A 16640-nucleotide genomic window follows, 5' to 3' on the forward strand; every position below is an offset into this window, starting at 1 on the left:
GGGGATAAGAGTGCCGCTGACGGCACGCCGACGGCCCGGTCACCACCATCGTGGCCGTGAACAAGCTGATCAGAAGTGCCGTCGCGGTCCTCGCGGCCTGCGCGGTGATCGTGCCCTGGTCGCCGTCACCGGCGGCGGCGATCGCGTACGGCGAGAACGCCCCGGACGGCGCCTACCGTTTCGCGGTACGGCTGGTGATGACCGGCCTGCCCGCCGACGGCGGCGGTACCCGGGACAGTTCCTGCTCCGGAGCCCTGATCGCGCCGCTGTGGGTGATCACCGCCGGACACTGCTTCCGCGACGGCGAGCGCCGGGTCAGCCGTACCGTGGCCGACCGAACCACCGTGGTCGCCGGCCGCACCGACCTGAGCAGCGGCGAAGGCCGGGAGGTCGAGGTGACCGACGTCCACCAGGCCGACAGCGCCGACGTCGCCCTGGTCCGGCTGGCCGAGCCGGTCACCGGCATCACGCCGCTGCGGATCGGCGCCCGCCCGCCGGTGCCCGGCGAGGTGCTCCGGCTGACCGGGTACGGGCTCACCTACGACGGCCGGAACACCACACCGGCCACCCGGATGCAGACCGGGCTGTTCACCGTCGCCGCGTTCGGCGACACCCTCATCGAGACGACCGGCCGGTCACCGGCGGCGGAGACCAGCCCGTGCCCGCACGACTCCGGTGGGCCGTACTTCCGGGAGGACCCGGACGGTACCCCCACCCTGGTGGCGGTGGTCAGTTCCGGACCGGGCTGCCCGCATACCGGGCCCGACTTCAGCGCCCGCACCGACAACCTGGCCGGCTGGATCGACGACACGATGGCCGCGCCGCCGCGCTCGTACCGGATGCTCGCCGCCGCCGGCGCGACCGGCGGTGTCGTGACGGCCGTCCTGCTCCTGCTGATCGTCAGGCGGCGAGTTCGTCCAGGGCCGCCTGGGTCTGCAGGGTGATGAGGCGGGAGTTCTGGGAGGCGGCCACCTCCCAGCGCCCGTTCTGCCACACCAGGGCGAACAGCTGCATCGAGTCACGGCTGGCCAGCGGCTGGTCGTCGCCGGGCATCACGACGCGGACCCGGTGGTGCACCACGCCGTAGCCGGGCGCCACGACCCGGGCGAACGGCGTCTCACCGTCCACCAGCCGCGAGCCTTTCAGCAGGGTGTCGAAGAGCGGCTGGTGGAACGCGACGATCGCGGCACGTCCCCGCAGCACGGTGCCCTCGAACGCCACGAACTCGGCGTCCTCGGCGAAGTCGGCGGCGAATCCGGCGGCGTCGCCTCGGTTCCAGGCCTCGTTCATGCGGGACGGGACGGCAGCCATCGCTTCGACAGTCTGTTCCATCATCAAAAACCTTCCGGGGGTACGCAGCAAAGCCCCCCAATCCTGCCGAACCGTCCCCACCAATCCGTTGATCGTCAGTGCACGATCGTTGGCGACGAGTGCAGTCTTCGATGCTCACCGGCGGTCAGTCCGTAAGCCGCCTTGAACTGCCGGCTGAACGACGCCGGATCGGGGAACCCCCACCCGGCGGCGATCGCGGCCACCGTCCGCCCACCCTGGACCGGGTCGGCCAGGTCGGCGTGACAGCGTTCCAGCCGGCGCCGCCGGATCAGCGCGGCCACCGTCTCCGGGCCGTCCTCGAACAGCTGATGCAGCCGGCGTACGGAGATGTGGTGCGCGGCAGCGATCAACGCCGGCGCCAGAGCCCGGTCCGGCAGCCGCGCCTCGATGAACGCCACGATCCGGCCCCGCTGGTCCCCCACGGCCGGCATTCCTCGGGAAACGCTGCTGCCACGGCCGCGCCGCGCGGACAGCGCCACCGCGATCACCTCGATCAGTGCCGCACCCAGCCGGGCCCGCTCCCCCGGCGTGTACCGCCCCGCCGCTTGCAGAAGGCTCCCGGCCAGCGACGACACCGGGGCACCCGAGTCCGCGCCGAGACGGACCGCGGACAGCCCGGCCAGCTCGCCGTCGGGCAGGCGCAACAGGTGCCGGGGCACCATCATGGTCACGTTCGTGCTGGCGGTGCTGGTGATCCGTACACGATGGGCCGGATCGAGGAGCACCAGATCGGCCGGGCCCAGCTCGGCCCGGTTGCCGTGCTGCTCGACCAGCACCTCACCCCGGCGAACCCACTCGACCTGCACGAACCGCCGGTCCCGTTCCCGCACCAGAGTCTCGTCCCGCACGCACAGCCCGGCCGGGGTGACCGCTTCGCTGACCCGCAGCGCGCCGAAGGCGTACCCGATGAGGCTGGCCCGAAAGTCCTCGCCGCCGGAAAGCCGGCTGCGCAGCGGCGGCAGACCGGCCTCCCCGACCGCCCGCAGCCACGCCTCCGCACTGTTCACTCGCATCGCTGCAACCTATGCCGGTCGACGCCTGTCACCGTCGAAAGGGACGGCGGCGGCGAACACCTCCCGGTCGCTGCTTCCGTCGCGCAGCAGCTGTCCGGTGTGGTGGACGATCGCAGTCGGCGACCCGTCGAACCGGCCGGTGCGCTGCCAGACTTCGACCCCGGCGTCACGGACGGCGGCGATCAGCTCCGGCACCCGCCGGTGCGGCAGGTCCGGGTCGGTACGGGCCAGCGCGTGCACAGCGGCCAGCACGACCTGACGGTCCTCGCTGTCCAGCAGGCCGTCGAGCAGGGTGCGGAGGTCACCGGGACGCCGCGCCAGGAGGTCACCGAAGACCAGGATCAGGTTGAGACGGGCGGCCGGGTCGGTCTCGACCTGCCAGCGCCGAAGCAGCGCGGCTTCGGCCTGCTCGTGGGGCAGTCCGCCGACGCCGGCCAGTTCGACGGCCAGGCACCGCAACCGCACGTCGGGGTCGTCGAGCAGTCCCAGCAACCGCGGAACCTGCCCGGCCAGGGTCTCCACCGACTGCTGACTTTCCCAGGCGTCGCCAAGGATCCGGGTGATCGTCACGATGAGGTCGTCACGACCGTGGACGGCGGTCCCTGCCGCCAGGTCCACCAGGTAAGGCAGCGCCGCGACGGCGACCGGGCTCACCCCGCCACCGATGTAGTAGACGTTGATGTCAAACTGGAACTGGGCTTCCATGGCTTCTGCGAGGACCGGGCTAGCACTGGCTCGCAGCCAGCCCGGCACGTCGGTGGCACGTCCGAACTCATGCCGCATCTTCCGCCAGGGAATCTCATCGAGCTCGGCCCACATGCGAAAGATCATCCCAATCGAGGCGCGGATACGGCCCTCGTATCGACAGGCTATGAGGAAACCACCGGGGTGGCACACCAGGATGTCACCACGCCGCACACCCTGGATTGATCTCCTTCGCAGTTGTGGCCTTCGGGCATGATGCGGGCATGTCTGTTGAACCGGTCACGGGTCCGCAAACGGGCGTCCCGGATCGCCTGCGGTGGCCGTGGTACCTGTCCGGCTGGTTGACCGTGGCCAGCACCGCGACGTTCGTGGCGGCCGGCGGCGGCATCACGGCGTTCCTGTGGCATCTCGCCGGGACCGCCCCGGCCGACGAGCAGGTGGGGAGGTACTTCGACGCGGTCACGTTCGGGGCCACGGCAGCCGCGGGTGCCGGTGTTGTCGCTGGACTGATTCTGCAGTTCCGCCGCCAGCGGATGGCTGAGCACACCCACGTCCAGGAGGACCGGAAGTTCGATGCCGCCGTGCAGGCCCAGCGGCACACCGAAGCCGACGCGTCCGCCCGCCGGCTCACCGAAACCCTGACCAGGGCGACTGAACAGTTCGCCGCAGACAACACCGTCGTGCGGCTTGCCGGTCTCTACGCTTTCGAACGCCTCGCGCAGGAGAACCCCGACCAGCGGCAGATGATCGTCAACCTTCTCTGCGCCTTTCTACGGGCACCGGTGAGCGAGGAACCAGCTGGCTTCGGGTTTGTCACCTTCCATCGCCGTGCCATCTTCGCCGAGGCGTCGTTCTCCGATGAGAACGCCTACCTCGCCGGTGCCCGCCAGGTTGCGCCGCGTGGATCCACGCCATCGCAGATGGGCAGTGTGTGGCCGGACGGATGGGCGATGGGTGACGACGGCGTCCTCACCGCCGTTCCGGACGGGCCTGACGGAACCTGGCTTCCGCTGCCGCGTCTGCCCGAGTCGGCCGGTTCGCCGCCGGCCTGGATGTTGCCGTAGGTGGCGGCCTGCCGGGGATAGGGTCGGAGCTGTGATCGACGCCGTGGCGCAGCTCAATACCCTGGTCGACTTCTGTGCGCTGCGGGACGTCGACGCTCTGCACCGGGACGCGGTCGATGAGGCGGCGGGTGGGCGGGTCGACGTCGCCGTCCTCTACGGCGGCAGCATCCTCGCCGGGGGTGACCTGTTCGCCGCGGCGATCAAGGACGACCTAGCCGACCGGTTCGTGATCTCCGGCGGGCAGGGGCACTCCACCGACGCGCTGCGGGACTCCCTGCGACAGTGCATGGGCTGGGACGATGTGGCGGATCAGACGGAGGCTGCGCTCTTCGACCGCTACCTGCGGGAACGGCACGGGGTGCGCGCCGACCTGTTGGAGTATGAGTCGACGAACTGTGGCAGCAACGTCCGCAATGTTCTGGCGATGCTCGGGCCGGAGCAGCGGCGGCGGATTCTGATCATTCAGGACGCGTCGATGCAACGGCGGATGGATGCCGGTTTCCGGCTGTACGCGCCGGACGCGCGGATCGTCAACTTCGCGGCGCACCGGACGCCGGTCGCGCTCGTCGGCGGGGCGTTCGGGTTCCGGGAGCCGCCGGAGGGGATGTGGCCGGTGGAACGGTACGTCTCCCTGCTGATGGGTGAGATTCCGCGTTTCCGGGACTACGGGCCGGACGGTCGTGGATTCATCGCCGCTGTCGACGTTCCGGACGAGGTCACCCGGGCATTCGCAACGTTGGCGGAAACGGGGATGGCCGCGCCCCGGGTCGCCGATCAGCAGTGGGCGGATTCCGCGACGAGGTCCAGCAGCCGCAGTGAGTCGGCGGCCAGCCACCAGTTCGGCCAGTCGTAGTCGGGCTGGCCGGAATCCCGCTGCAGCCTGTCGAAACGGCGTCGCAGCTCCGGCAGGAGTTCCTGCTCGGTGCGGCTCAGACGGCCGTCGTTCGCCACACAGGACTCGGCCACCGCGAAACCTCCTTGTGGGCGCGGCCGCCGCGAGCCGGACGCTTTTTCTCGGTACGCCGAAGCACCACCCCGAGGGTGAACAGTGCTGCCCGCCGCCGATCGCCGTGCCAGACCGACCATCGCGGCCGGGCCTCGGCGGATCGGGGTGTCCGCTCGCCCCGTGCCTTGGCGGCCTTGCGCAGTTTCGCCCACGCCTCGGCCTCCGCCAAGCACACGACACGGCTGGCGGTGAGCGCGTCCAACGCCCGCAGAAGCGCCCGCTCGTCGTGGTGGAAGTCGCTGGCGACGATAGGCGAACGTGGTGACGTATCCGAGCGGCGCATAACGCTCCACACAGCCGGCCAACGCGTTGATGCGGCGCCCGTAGGCGAGCGACGGATCGCTGACCTTCCGCGTTCCCGGCTCTGCACGACTTTGACGCCGCCGCCGTAGACGAAGAAGGCCGCGAGCAGCCCGGCGACGATCCAGTACCCGATGTTCATGGTTCCCCCTGACGAAGTGCAGCCATCATGGGCCGTTCGCGGGGGCCTTACAAAAGGCACACCGGTGTGCCTATGGAACCGCGGCAGTAAACATCGACCTCCGAGGTGCTATCTCGCTGATAGCATGGTCGCATGCTGTACGCGATGCCGGAGTTGAGTGCCGCGGACCTTCGCGTGCTGGACGAACTGAAGACGATGCGTGCCGAGCTGGGTATGCATCTGCGGTCCAAGCCGCGATGGGAAGGGCAACTGCGACGGAGTCTGTTCGCGGCGGCCATCCAGGGCTCGAACACCATCGAGAACATCACGATCAGCAACTCAGACGCCCGCGCACTTGTGGAACACGCGCCGCTTTCCGCGGCCGCCAGTGATGAGACGCAGCAGGCGGTTGTCGGGTATCGGGACGCGATGACCTATGTGCAGCAGGCGCCGCTCATGGATTTCTTCGAGTATTCGGAGACGGCGCTCTCCGCGATTCACTTCATGATTACGAGATATCAGCCGGCCAAGTGGCCCGGCCGCTACCGGCCCGGCGGCATTTTCGTGTCGAGTTCCGATCCGCTCGAGCCGATGTACACCGGACCCGACGCCGACCGTGTGCCTGGCCTGATGGGTGAACTCGTCGACTGGCTCCGTGACGGAGATCGGGACGCTCCGGCCTATGCGCGGGCCGCGATGGCGCACCTCAACCTCGTCGCGATCCACCCCTGGCGGGACGGCAACGGGCGGACTGCGCGGGCGCTGCACACGCTGGTTCTGGCGCGCACCGGCGAGCCCGCGCCCGAATTCTCGTCCATCGAGGAATGGCTGGGCGAGCAGATCAACACCTTGCAGTACTACCAGGCGTTGCGGGTCACCCAGGGCGGCAGTTTCCAGCCGGAGCGGGATGCCCGGCCGTGGCTCACGTTCGCGCTCACCGCGCATCACCGGCAGGCGCAGCGCGTGCAACGCCGGTACGAGTGGACCGTGCGGCTGTGGACGGATCTGGCCCGTCTCGCCGAGGATCGTGGGCTGGCCGAGCGTACGGTCTCCGCCCTGTACGCGGCGGCGATCGGCGAGTTGCGGCGCACCACCTACCAGCGGGACGAGGACCTCAGCCGGGACCGTGCGATCCGGGACGTTCAGGCGCTGACTCGGGCCGGACTGTTGACGCCGCACGGGCATGCGACCGGCCGGGTCTACGTGCTGGGTGGGGTCGCCGCCGAGATCGCGGAGGCCGCCGCGGCCGCCGTGCGGGGACCGGGGCGGGACCCGTACGCCTGAGTGTTTCGGTTCGTGGATTCTTCGGGGGTTATGCGGCCGCCCGGTCGGCCTTTCCGCGTCGCCGGCTCCGGTAGGGCAGGACCCACAGGTAGGCGCCGGTCAGGAAGAGCACCGCCAGCGGCAGCAATGGCAGGTACGAGACCCACAGGACCGGTTCCTCCTGGGCGAGGGCGACGATCGTGGCGATGACGGTGGCCGTGAAGGCGACCGCCGTCCAGCGGTGGAACTGCCGGATCGACTTGTTCATGGAAACCTCCGACGTCGACGAGGATCAGCGAACCCGATGACGATCACGTTAGGCATCACCTGGCCCGCATCGCTTCTCCGAACCTGACCAGTTCAGCGCGACGGTCGGGGCGCGGAGGGACACGGTCATCCCTGCCTCCGCCAAGACGTCAAACCCCGGAGAACTGAAGCATTAAGACATTGAAGGTCTTGACAGAAAATCCGCCGCGGGCTTACGTTTCCGAAAACGCTTTCGGCCGGAAGGTGCGTGTCCCGCATGGCCGCATTCCCGATCTCCCGGCGTCAGTTGATGCAGTCGGCGGCAGCGGTCGCTGGCGCAGCGCTCACAGGTCCCGCACTGAAAAGAGAAGACCGGCCGCGAGTCAACGGCCTGCCGGTCCCCGCGAGCTGGCAGGCCGTTCCCTTCGGCCTCGACCAGGTCGATCTCGGCGACAGTGTCTTCACCGCGAAACGGAACCGGATGCTCGCCTACGCCCGGGCCTATCCCGCCGACCGGATCCTCAGCAATTTCCGGGCCGCCGCCGGCCTGGACACGTTCGGCGCGGAACCGCCCGGCGGCTGGGACGACGCGACCGGGAATCTGCGCGGCCATTACAGCGGCCATTTCCTGTCGCTGCTCGCGCAGGCGTGGGCCGGCACCGGCGACACCGCATTCAAGGACAAGCTGGACCAGATCGTCCATGGCCTCGATGAATGCCAAACCGCCTGGGACGCCCGGGTCGGCCTGCCCGGCACGCCGCCGCCCGCGCCGAGCTGGACCGGTGGTGGTCTCACGCTGACCGGCGACGGCCAGTACGTCGGCCTGCCGGACGGCACGGTCGACGGCCTGACCGATTTCACCATCACCGTCCGGGTGCGGATCACCGAGCGCCGCACCTGGTCGCGGGTGTTCGACTTCGGCACCGGGACGGGCGTCAACATGTTCCTGACCGCGGACGCCGGCAGCGGGCCGCGGTTCGCGATCACCACCACCGGCAGTGCGGGCGAGCAGCGGATCACCGGCTCCGCGCCCCTGCCCCTTGATCAGTGGGTGCACCTGGCGGTCACGCGGAAGGGCAGTACCGGCAGCCTGTACGTGAACGGCACCGTCGCCGGAACCAACCCGGGGATGACGTTGTCCCCGGCCGACCTCGGCGCGCCGAAGAACAACTGGATCGGCCGTTCGCAATACGGCGACGCTTACTTCACGGGTGTGCTCGACGACTTTCAGCTGTTCGATCGGGCGCTGTCCGCCGATGAGCTGACGACCGCGACCGGCAATCTGGTGTCCTACCGGTTCGACGAGACGGCGGGGACCACGGTCGCCGACTCGTCCGGCCGGTCCTGGGACGCGGCGGTGATCACCGGTGCGGGTGGGGCGCCCGGCCCGAGTCACGCCGGGTTCCTCGCCGCCTATCCGGAGACGCAGTTCATCCAGCTGGAACAATACGTGACGTATCCGGCTATCTGGGCGCCCTACTACACCTGCCACAAGATCATGCGGGGGCTGCTGGACGCGTACACGCTGGCGGGCAACGGGACGGCGCTCAGAATCGTACAAAATATGGGGCTGTGGGTTCATAGCCGGCTGAGCGTGCTGCCACGCGAACAACTTGACCGGATGTGGTCGCTCTACATCGCGGGCGAGTACGGCGGCATGAACGAGGTGATGGCCGACCTCTTCGCGCTGACCGGCGACGACCGGTTCCTGGTCACCGCCCGCTGTTTCGACAACACCGCCCTGCTCGCCGCCTGCGTGTCCGGAACCGACACGCTCGACGGTAGGCACGCCAACCAGCACATCCCGCAGTTCCTCGGCTACCTGCGGATGTTCGAGAACGGTCAAGGCCCCGACTACCGGACCGCCGCCGCGAACTTTTTCGACATGGTCGTGCCGCACCGCACCTATGTGCACGGCGGCACCGGCCAGGGCGAGGTGTTCCGCAAGCGCGACGCGATCGCCGCCAGCATCGTCACGACGACGAACGCCGAATCGTGCGCCGCCTACAACATGCTCAAGGTCGCCCGGAACCTCTTCCTGCACGCACCGGACGCGGCGTTCTTCGACTACTACGAGAAGACCCTGGTCAACCAGATCCTCGGCTCCCGCCGGGACGCCGACAGCACCGAGGATCCGCTGGTCACCTACATGGTCCCGGTCGGCCCGGGCGTGCGCCGCGACTACGGCAACATCGGCACCTGCTGCGGCGGCACCGGCCTGGAGAACCACACCAAATACCAGGATTCCATCTATTTCCGGTCGGCCCGCGGTGACGTCCTCTACGTCAACCTGTTCCTGCCGTCGACACTGCGCTGGACCGCCCGGGGCCTCACGATCACCCAGACCGGCAGCTGGCCGAGTCCGGGAGCGACCACCCTGACAGTGACCGGAAACGGTCTCCTGGATCTGCGCCTGCGGATCCCGTCGTGGGCGCGCGACGACTTCTCGGTCACCCTCAACGACAAGGTCCAGCGGGTACGCGTGGACGCCACCGGTTACGTCAGCCTCCGGCGACAGTGGCGTTCCGGCGACCGGGTCGGGCTGACCCTGCCGTTCCGCCTCCGCATCGAACGCGCCCTGGACGACCCGTCGCTGCAGGCCCTGCTCTACGGCCCGCTGGCCCTGATCGCCAAGTCCGCACAGTCGTCCTACCTGCCGATGTCGTGGTACGGAAGTCTGCCGCTGACCGGCGATCTCGCCGAGGTGGTGAAGCCCGGAACCGCACCGCTGACGTTCCGTGCCGGTGAGGTCGAGTTCGGTCCGTTCCACATCGGCGACACCGCCGCGTACCACGCCTATTTCCGCCGTGACGAGCCCCGCATCGTCTTCTTCGGCGTCGACTCGGGTGTCCCGAACCGTCCCGACCCCACCGGCACCACATTCCTGGACCGGTTGTGGTCGAGCGCGCCGTTCGCCGGCCGCCGCACGTTCCAGCGCGCGGTGACCGGCTTGACGCGCGACTGGCAGGCCGCCGGTCTACTGACGGAGGCGGAGGTCACCGCGGTCCGTGCGGTCGCCTGACGGGCCCGCGCCGTTTACCCGGATCGCGGCCAGTTGAGCGCGCTGACGTTGTCGTCGGGTGCTGTTTCGCGGTCCGGCTAGCGTTCAGCGTTGTCCAGCCCGTGGTGAAGCAGCGCCGGGTGCTAGCTCGAGGGGTGCGGGCACGGTGACGTCTCGGACTCAGCTGTTCGCGGGGTGTCGTGCGTGTCCCCGCGCTGCGACTGGTCAGGGGCCCGGCCGCCTCTCCGGTTCCTGTTCTCCCAGGGGCGCGCCGACTACTCAACCGGCGGCTGGACTTCACCGCGGCACGGACTGAACCGCTCAGTGGTCGAAGATCTCCCAGTCGAGGGTTTGCGGTCCATCAGGTCGGCCAGCACCTCCGGGTTCCGGCCGGCCGTCACCCGGGTCGAGGCCGCCCATCCACTCGTCCATGAAGTCCCGGCACAGGTCGATCGCCCGCGTCGGCGGCCAGGATCTCGCCGACAGGCTGTCCACCAGGGCTGTCACGACACACCTTTGGACGCGGGATACGGGCGTATGCCCCGGCCGCCATCCGGGGCATATCAGGCTCAGGCTGTGGTCATCTTTCGCAGGCCGACGGCGAGGTTGCAGTTGTAGACCTTGTCCGGCACGGCACCGGATGCGCCCGCCGAGTAGCGGCAGACGCGGATCTCCACCACGGTGCCCTCGTGGAAGTTCTGGTTGCAGCCGCCGAAGTAGCCCTCGCCGCGCTTCTCGACGCACACGCCGCGCCGGTACAGCTCGTTCGGGTCGTTCTGCGAATAGTTCCACCAGACGATGGCGGCGGAGTAGCCGTCCACGGCGGCGTCCTTGATGACGAACCAGTCGCCGTCGCTTTCGAAGCAGCCGAAGGCTTCGAGGCCGCCCGACGACTGGCACACTCCGCCGGTGGTCTTGTCGGAGTGGTTGCCGGAGGCGAACACCTCCTCCCAGGCGGGGGCGGCGGAGGCGGGCGGTTGGAGGCAGAGGGCGGCGAGGATTCCGGTGAGGGCGGCGGCAAAAACCTTGAGTTTCATGCGGCTCCTTCGAAGATCACCGATCTTCAACCGACCGTACATTGTGGATCTACGATCCGTCACCGGGCTGTTCGCCGCTCGGCGCTTGACTAGAGCTGAGCCGGCGATCGAACCAGTCCCGGGTCCGGTGCAGCAGATCGATCCGGTGTGCCCGCTCCCGGATGCGGTGGCCCTCCCTCGGATAGACGACCAGCTCATGGGGTACGCCGTGATGCCGCAACGCCCGATGCAGGTACACGGCCTGGCCCAGCGGCACGTTGGTGTCCTCGGCGCCGTGCACGATGAGCACGGGCGTCCGGATCCGGCTCGCGTACGAGATCGGGCTGACCGCGTCGTGCGGGTGCGGGCCGATGCCCGACCAGCCGGTGCTCCCGCCGAGGGCCGCCTCGAACTGGCCGTTCTCGCCGGTCGCCGCGAGCATCCCCCAGTCCACGATGCCCGCGCCGACCAGTGCGGCCCGGAATCGGCCGGTCTGGCTCACCGCCCACGCGGCCAGGTATCCGCCGTGGCTCCAGCCGGCGATGCCCAGCCGATCGGGGTCGGCGACGCCCCGGTCGATCAGTAGGTCGACGCCGGCCAGGATGTCGGTCCACTCCTCCTTCCCGACCCGGCCGGCGACCGCCGCCGCGAAGTCGTGGCCGTGTCCCTGGCCGCCGCGCGGGTTGGGCAGGAACACCGCGTACCCGGCGGCGGCAAGCCACTGCCCGCTCGGCGCCCAGGACAGCTGAAGCCGGTCGGCGTAGCGTTCGTACGGCCCGCCGTGTGCGATCGTGATCAGCGGGAACGGCCCGTCGGACACGTCCCGGCCGGGCGGGAGCACGAGCAGTCCGTCCAGGTCGAGACCGTCGGTCGCCCGATAGTGGAGCGGTTCCTGGCGGCCGAACGTGATTCCGGCGAGTTCCGGCTGGGTGTCGGTGATCGGTGACAGTGGCCCGCCGGGCGGCCCCACATGCACCTCGGCGGACCGGTACCGCCCACCGGTCAGGGCCGCGATCAGGGAACCGTCCGCCGAGACGGTCAGGTCGTCGAGGCGCCCCGGGTGCCGCGCCACCACCTCGAGGCCGTCCGGGGTGAGCCGGCCGACCGCCGCGTCGAGTCCGTCCGCGAGGACGACCAGCGGATCACTATCGGTCTCGCACAGGGCGGTCGGACACATCGGCAGACGTTCGGTGCGGTTGCGCAGCGTACCCGCGGAAGGGGTCAGGTCGAAGACCGCGGTCCCGGCCTGGAGCCCGGGCGGGGTGAGGGCGACGAGTCCGATGTGCCAGCCGCCGGCGTCCTGCCACCAGGCCAGGGACCGCGCGTCCGCCGCGACCGGGAACGACACGCCCTGGCCGGTCAGGTGCAGCCGCACGCTGCGCGGCCCACGGTCGAGGTCCGGGGATTCCCAGGTCAGAACGGCCAACGGGCCACCGTCCGGCCGCTGCCGCACCTCCACGACGTGCCGTCCGCCGAGGTCCACGTCGCGCACCCCGCCGTCCGGGGTCAACAGGCACAGTCGGTTCCGCGGCTCGTCCACGCCGACCACGATCGGGTCTGCCACCGCCGGGTCCGCGACGATCAGGGCGATCGCCGCGGACCCGAGGAGCGGCAGGTGGTCGACCACACACAGTGATTCGTCGGTCAGCTCGGTCACCGTGTCGTCAGCGATCGTCAGCCGAAACAGCTGTGCCGCATCGGTCAGGAAGAACACCGCGTTCGAGTCGGCCGACCAACGCGGCCGGGTTCCTTCAGCGACCCGACGGGGTTCGCCGCCGTCCGTCGCCACGATCCACAGCCCGCCGTCCAGCAGGTAGCAGACCCACCGCCCGTCCGGCGCGAGGACCGGGCTCTGCGGGGTCCGGCCGTCCACCACCAGATCGGCATTGATCAACATGCTGTCATCGTACGAACAGAGCTCAGTCGAGCGTGCCCAGTGCGGCCGGGGTGAACGTGGTGATGTCGCCCGCCCGCCCGGACAGGGTCTTGGCGGCCCACTGCGGGTCGGCGAGCTGGGCCCGGCCCACCGCGACCAGGTCGAACTCGTCGGCCTCCATCCGGTCGAGCAGCCGGTCGATGCCGGTGGCCGTGGCGGTGCCGCCCGCCATGCTGGTCATGAATTCGCCGTCCAGGCCGACCGATCCGACGGTGATCGCCGGTTTGCCGGTGATCTTCTTGGCCCAGCCCGCCAGGTTCAGGTCGGAGCCCGCGAAGGCCGGCTCCCAGTAGCGGCGGGTCGACGCGTGGAAGGCGTCCGCCCCCGCGTCGGCGAGCGTGCCGAGGATGTCCCCGAACTCCTCGGGTGTCTCGGCGATCCGGGCGTCGTAGTCGTTCATCTTCCACTGCGACAGGCGCACCACGATCGGGAAGCCGGGCGCCACCCGCTCCCGGATCGCCGCGACGATCTCCGCTGCGAACCGGGCCCGGGACCGCGCGTCCCCGCCGTAGCCGTCGGTGCGCCGGTTGGTGACCGGCCACAGGAACTGGTCGATGAGGTATCCGTGCCCGCCGTGCAGTTCGACCCCGTCGAAACCGAGGCGTTCCGCGTCCGCGGCCGCCTGCGCGAACGCCGCCACCACCGCGTCGATGTCCTGGCGGGTCATCGTCTCGCCCGGAGTCTCGGTGCCGAACAGTGCCGCGCCGACCCGGGTCAGCGGCACGCCGGACGGCCCGATCGCCGGCGCTTCCGGATGCGGCTGGTCTCCGGCGTTGCGGGCCATGCCGATGTGCTGCAGCTGCACGAGGATCCGGCCGCCGGCCCGGTGGACGGCGTCGGTGACCTGCGCCCAGCCGGCCTGCGGGGCGTCGCCGTAGATCCGGGGCACCAGGTGGTGCTGCCCGGCGGACGGGTGCCCGATGTAGGTGCTCTCCGTGATGATCAGCCCGGCGCCGCCGGCCGCGCGGCGGGCGTAGTAGGCGGCCATGTCCTCGCCGGGTACCCCGTCCGGCGCGAAGCCGCGGGCCATGGCCGGCATGACGATCCGGTTCGGGAGGGTGAGCCCGCCGACGGTGATCGGCCGGGACAGGGTCTGAGCTGCGCGTTCGTTCATGCCGAGTACGCTAGAACCTGACGTTCACGTGAGATTCAAGTCCGTGTGAGGGAGACCACCATGCGCATCGGCGACCTGGCCGTCCAGACCGGGGTGAGCGTACGGGCGCTGCGCTACTACGAGGAGCAGGGTCTGCTCGTGCCGCAGCGAAGCTCCGGCGGCCACCGGCACTACCCGGAGAGCGCCGTCGGGCACGTCCGGATCATCCAGCAGTTCTACGCCGCCGGGGTGCCCAGCCGGACGATCGCGGCGATGCTGACCGACGCCGAGACCGGCACCGCGACGCCCGAGGTGATCGCCCTGCTCACCGCCGAACGCGAGCGCATCGAACAGCGCTACGCCGAGATCGTCGCCGCCCGCGACCGGCTCGACGTCATCATCGCCGGCGCGTCCGCGACCCTGCGCAGCGGCCGCTCCTGCCGGGTCGCGGACGGCTTCGAAAAAGAGCAGAACTAGACACGTTTCGTGGTCAGGCTGCAAAGCCCACCCCCGTGGTGACTTCGGGCGCGCCGAACACCCGAACTCACCACACCCCCACGGGCGTGTTGAATACGGGCGCGCTGGACACCCCAAATCAACACACCCGCGGGGGTGTGGTGAATACGGGCGCGCTGGACGCCACAAGTCAACACGCGGGCCCTGGTGGCGAAACGTGTCTAGGGCAGGACGACCACGCCGTCGTCGTCGCTGACCACCACGGCGCCCGGGGTGAAGCGGCAGTTGCCGAACTCCAGGATGACGTCCCGCTCCCCCGCGCCGGTCTTGCCGCTCTTGCGCGGGTTCGAGCCGAGCGCCTTGATGCCGACCGGCAGTTCGCGCAGCGCGGCCACGTCCCGGACCGCGCCGTTGATGACCGCTCCGGACCATCCGTTGTCGACGGCCAGGCCGGCGATGATGTCACCCATCAGCGCGGTGTGCACCGACCCGCCGCCGTCGACCACGAGCACCCGCCCGTCGCCGGGCTCGCCGAGCACCGACTTGAGCAGGGCGTTGTCCTGGAAGCAGGACACCGTGACGGCCGGACCGCTGAAGTGGGCCACCCCACCGAACTGCCGCAGCTGGGTGTCGCAGGACGCCAGTTTGTCCCCGTACTCGTCATAGAGGTCTGCGGTCTTCTTCATCTGATCTTCTCCTTGCGCAAGACGGCCACCGTCGATCATGCGGTACGCGCAGCGACTCCTCGCCGGACCGAGACCGTGAGACCGATCATGACGCCGGCGGCCACCACCCAGCCGACGCCGTCACCGAGCGCGTAGTCACCGGCGAAACCGCCGTCCGGGGCACCGCCCGCGACGAGCGCGACCAGGCAGACCGCCGCGAACAGCATGGGGGCGACCACAGTGACCCGCTCGGCCGGAGTGTCGTCCCGGCGGCGTCGCACGAGGGCGGCCAGGGCGTCCGGCGAGCACACGTTCGGATCGCGGCAGTCCGGCGTCCCGGCGTCGTCCAGCCATCCTTGCACCGTGGTCGCCGCGGTGATGAGGTAGCCGGTCGCTGCGGCGGCGATCAGTCCGGTTCCGATCAGGTACGGCCATAGTCCACGCTCGATCACGCCGCCACCGTAGCGAAACCCGGCAAACAGGTCAGAGCGTGACGGCGGCGCCGGACCGGATCGCCTCGGTGAGCGGGCCGGACGCCAGGGGGAACTCCAGCCGGGTGGCTCCGGCGTCGACGATCAGCAGGTGGACGTCGCGGTAGCGGGGGTGCGGGCCGAGCCGGATGTCGGTGATCCGTGCCCGGGGCAGGACGGTGCGGGCCGTCGACAGGTCGTCGCCGCCGCCGGTGAACCAGTCCCGGCGGTGCAGGATCTGGATCTCCCGGTCGTCGGCGGCGACGATCGAGGCGTGCAGGGTCGTCGGCCACACGAGGCGGTAGAGCCGTTCGAGCGGCGCGAGCGGGACGGCCACGCGGCGCGGGGAGGCGTTGACCAGGCGCATCGCCGGTTCCTCGGCGGTCAGCCGGCGATAGTCGGTCACCAGTCCGGTGTCCTCCCGGCCCAGGCGGACCTCGCCGGCCGGCTGTTCCACCCCGGTCGAACCGGTGACGTCCGCGGGCAGATAGTGGCTTCGCAGCAGCCGGACGAGGTCGCGGATCGGGGCGTTGGCCGAGCCGTTGTACGCCACCGCCACCGTCTGCCCGTCCACGGTGTGGACGAGCAGACGGCCGTTGAGCAGGCGCACACTGTCCGCGATCGCCGCGATGCCGTCGAGGGGCACCCGGATCGTGTCGTACGCGTCGTCGCGCCGCCGCAGCACGGTCAGGTGTTCCGGGTCCACGGCGAGGACGTAGTCGTACAGGTGCATGCCGGGGTGGGCGTTGCGGCGTTCGATGTCGCGGGGCACCTTGAGCACGAGCCGGTAGGCGGCCGGGTCGAGCGCTCCCTGGTAGAGGCGGGGCAGGTCACCGGCGTCGTGGACCTCGTCGATCCAGGGTCCGAAGCGGTCGAACTCAGGGGTGCTGGTCACAGCGACGAGCCTAACCGGAGATGATCACTCAACTTAACGGCACCATAAGTGCGGAAAA

General features: G+C 70.0%; 18 protein-coding genes. 6 read left to right on the plus strand and 12 right to left on the minus strand.

What is annotated here, in order from left to right; all coding sequences use genetic code 11:
- Positions 1–56 precede the first annotated feature (56 nt).
- The gene (locus WH85_RS20915; protein ID WP_245674029.1) at positions 57–944 is read left to right on the plus strand and encodes a S1 family peptidase; all 888 of its coding nucleotides are present in this window, start codon (positions 57–59) and stop codon (positions 942–944) included.
- Here the strand turns inward: WH85_RS20915 and WH85_RS20920 are convergent.
- The 3 genes from WH85_RS20920 to WH85_RS20930 form a co-directional block, all read right to left on the minus strand.
- Positions 901–1332, minus strand: a complete 432-nt coding sequence (locus WH85_RS20920; protein WP_045743608.1) for an SgcJ/EcaC family oxidoreductase — start codon at positions 1330–1332, stop codon at positions 901–903. The two genes, WH85_RS20915 and WH85_RS20920, sit on opposite strands and share 44 nt — an antisense overlap.
- A 74-nt stretch (positions 1333–1406) precedes the next feature.
- The gene (locus WH85_RS20925) at positions 1407–2345 is read right to left on the minus strand and encodes a helix-turn-helix domain-containing protein (protein WP_045743609.1); all 939 of its coding nucleotides are present in this window, start codon (positions 2343–2345) and stop codon (positions 1407–1409) included.
- A 9-nt stretch (positions 2346–2354) separates the two neighbouring features.
- The gene (locus WH85_RS20930; protein WP_157411123.1) at positions 2355–3050 is read right to left on the minus strand and encodes a HEAT repeat domain-containing protein; all 696 of its coding nucleotides are present in this window, start codon (positions 3048–3050) and stop codon (positions 2355–2357) included.
- Between the two features lie 263 nt (positions 3051–3313).
- On the opposite strand from WH85_RS20930, the gene WH85_RS53030 reads away from it, so the two are divergent.
- Both WH85_RS53030 and WH85_RS20940 read left to right on the plus strand, forming a co-directional pair.
- Complete coding sequence (locus WH85_RS53030) at positions 3314–4114, plus strand: hypothetical protein (RefSeq protein ID WP_052720586.1); 801 nt, start codon at positions 3314–3316, stop codon at positions 4112–4114.
- A gap of 31 nt (positions 4115–4145) precedes the next feature.
- Entirely contained in the window at positions 4146–4967 is an 822-nt protein-coding gene (locus tag WH85_RS20940) for a YdcF family protein (protein WP_063775528.1), read from the plus strand.
- A 76-nt stretch (positions 4968–5043) separates the two neighbouring features.
- Here WH85_RS20940 and WH85_RS52320 read toward each other — a convergent pair whose 3' ends face one another.
- Positions 5044–5562, minus strand: coding sequence for a hypothetical protein (locus WH85_RS52320; RefSeq protein ID WP_083449138.1), 519 nt, complete (start codon positions 5560–5562; stop codon positions 5044–5046).
- 132 nt (positions 5563–5694) lie between these two features.
- Between WH85_RS52320 and WH85_RS20945 the strand changes: the two genes are divergently transcribed.
- On the plus strand, positions 5695–6825 hold the full coding sequence (locus WH85_RS20945) for a Fic family protein (protein ID WP_045743610.1): 1131 nt from the start codon (positions 5695–5697) through the stop codon (positions 6823–6825).
- 28 nt (positions 6826–6853) lie between these two features.
- On the opposite strand, the gene WH85_RS20950 is transcribed toward WH85_RS20945, so the two are convergent.
- Entirely contained in the window at positions 6854–7072 is a 219-nt protein-coding gene (locus WH85_RS20950) for a hypothetical protein (RefSeq protein WP_045743611.1), read from the minus strand.
- 255 nt (positions 7073–7327) lie between these two features.
- On the opposite strand from WH85_RS20950, the gene WH85_RS20955 reads away from it, so the two are divergent.
- Positions 7328–10072 (plus strand): beta-L-arabinofuranosidase domain-containing protein, encoded by a 2745-nt coding sequence (locus WH85_RS20955; RefSeq protein ID WP_045743612.1) that lies wholly within the window; start codon positions 7328–7330, stop codon positions 10070–10072.
- Positions 10073–10372: 300 nt separating this feature from the next.
- Here the strand turns inward: WH85_RS20955 and WH85_RS50605 are convergent, their stop codons facing one another.
- From WH85_RS50605 to WH85_RS20970, 4 genes are all read right to left on the minus strand, one after another.
- Positions 10373–10558 (minus strand): hypothetical protein, encoded by a 186-nt coding sequence (locus tag WH85_RS50605; RefSeq protein ID WP_157411124.1) that lies wholly within the window; start codon positions 10556–10558, stop codon positions 10373–10375.
- Positions 10559–10620: 62 nt separating this feature from the next.
- Positions 10621–11088, minus strand: coding sequence for a hypothetical protein (locus tag WH85_RS47175; protein WP_052720587.1), 468 nt, complete (start codon positions 11086–11088; stop codon positions 10621–10623).
- Between the two features lie 49 nt (positions 11089–11137).
- Positions 11138–12964: a S9 family peptidase gene (locus WH85_RS20965; RefSeq protein WP_045743613.1), complete on the minus strand. Its 1827-nt coding sequence runs from the start codon at positions 12962–12964 to the stop codon at positions 11138–11140.
- A gap of 22 nt (positions 12965–12986) precedes the next feature.
- Positions 12987–14117 carry an oxidoreductase gene (locus WH85_RS20970; protein ID WP_045743614.1) on the minus strand — a complete coding sequence of 377 codons (1131 nt, stop codon included), beginning with the start codon at positions 14115–14117 and terminating at the stop codon, positions 12987–12989.
- Between the two features lie 60 nt (positions 14118–14177).
- On the opposite strand from WH85_RS20970, the gene WH85_RS20975 reads away from it, so the two are divergent.
- Positions 14178–14573 carry a MerR family transcriptional regulator gene (locus tag WH85_RS20975; protein ID WP_045743615.1) on the plus strand — a complete coding sequence of 132 codons (396 nt, stop codon included), beginning with the start codon at positions 14178–14180 and terminating at the stop codon, positions 14571–14573.
- Positions 14574–14773: 200 nt separating this feature from the next.
- Here the strand turns inward: WH85_RS20975 and rraA are convergent, their stop codons facing one another.
- Genes rraA through WH85_RS20990 form a run of 3 tightly spaced genes read right to left on the minus strand, consistent with a single transcriptional unit; the run spans position 14774 to position 16582 of the window.
- Positions 14774–15238: a ribonuclease E activity regulator RraA gene (gene rraA, locus WH85_RS20980; protein ID WP_045743616.1), complete on the minus strand. Its 465-nt coding sequence runs from the start codon at positions 15236–15238 to the stop codon at positions 14774–14776.
- Positions 15239–15273: 35 nt separating this feature from the next.
- Complete coding sequence (locus tag WH85_RS20985; protein WP_045743617.1) at positions 15274–15669, minus strand: hypothetical protein; 396 nt, start codon at positions 15667–15669, stop codon at positions 15274–15276.
- 31 nt (positions 15670–15700) lie between these two features.
- Positions 15701–16582, minus strand: a complete 882-nt coding sequence (locus WH85_RS20990) for a hypothetical protein (RefSeq protein WP_052720588.1) — start codon at positions 16580–16582, stop codon at positions 15701–15703.
- Between the last annotated feature and the right edge of the window lie 58 nt (positions 16583–16640).

Source organism: Actinoplanes rectilineatus (assembly GCF_000962825.1).
GTDB lineage: Bacteria > Actinomycetota > Actinomycetes > Mycobacteriales > Micromonosporaceae > Actinoplanes > Actinoplanes rectilineatus.

Coding starts and splice junctions, on each gene's coding strand:
- WH85_RS20925 (WP_045743609.1), bottom strand. CDS start 2,345: ATGCGAGTGAACAGTGCGGAGGCGTGGCTGCGGGCGGTCGGGGAGGCC.
- WH85_RS20975 (WP_045743615.1), top strand. CDS start 14,178: ATGCGCATCGGCGACCTGGCCGTCCAGACCGGGGTGAGCGTACGGGCG.
- WH85_RS20965 (WP_045743613.1), bottom strand. CDS start 12,964: ATGTTGATCAATGCCGATCTGGTGGTGGACGGCCGGACCCCGCAGAGC.
- WH85_RS20945 (WP_045743610.1), top strand. CDS start 5,695: ATGCTGTACGCGATGCCGGAGTTGAGTGCCGCGGACCTTCGCGTGCTG.
- WH85_RS52320 (WP_083449138.1), bottom strand. CDS start 5,562: ATGAACATCGGGTACTGGATCGTCGCCGGGCTGCTCGCGGCCTTCTTC.
- WH85_RS20930 (WP_157411123.1), bottom strand. CDS start 3,050: ATGGAAGCCCAGTTCCAGTTTGACATCAACGTCTACTACATCGGTGGC.
- WH85_RS20955 (WP_045743612.1), top strand. CDS start 7,328: ATGGCCGCATTCCCGATCTCCCGGCGTCAGTTGATGCAGTCGGCGGCA.
- WH85_RS53030 (WP_052720586.1), top strand. CDS start 3,314: ATGTCTGTTGAACCGGTCACGGGTCCGCAAACGGGCGTCCCGGATCGC.
- WH85_RS20920 (WP_045743608.1), bottom strand. CDS start 1,332: ATGGAACAGACTGTCGAAGCGATGGCTGCCGTCCCGTCCCGCATGAAC.
- WH85_RS20970 (WP_045743614.1), bottom strand. CDS start 14,117: ATGAACGAACGCGCAGCTCAGACCCTGTCCCGGCCGATCACCGTCGGC.
- rraA (WP_045743616.1), bottom strand. CDS start 15,238: ATGAAGAAGACCGCAGACCTCTATGACGAGTACGGGGACAAACTGGCG.
- WH85_RS47175 (WP_052720587.1), bottom strand. CDS start 11,088: ATGAAACTCAAGGTTTTTGCCGCCGCCCTCACCGGAATCCTCGCCGCC.
- WH85_RS20950 (WP_045743611.1), bottom strand. CDS start 7,072: ATGAACAAGTCGATCCGGCAGTTCCACCGCTGGACGGCGGTCGCCTTC.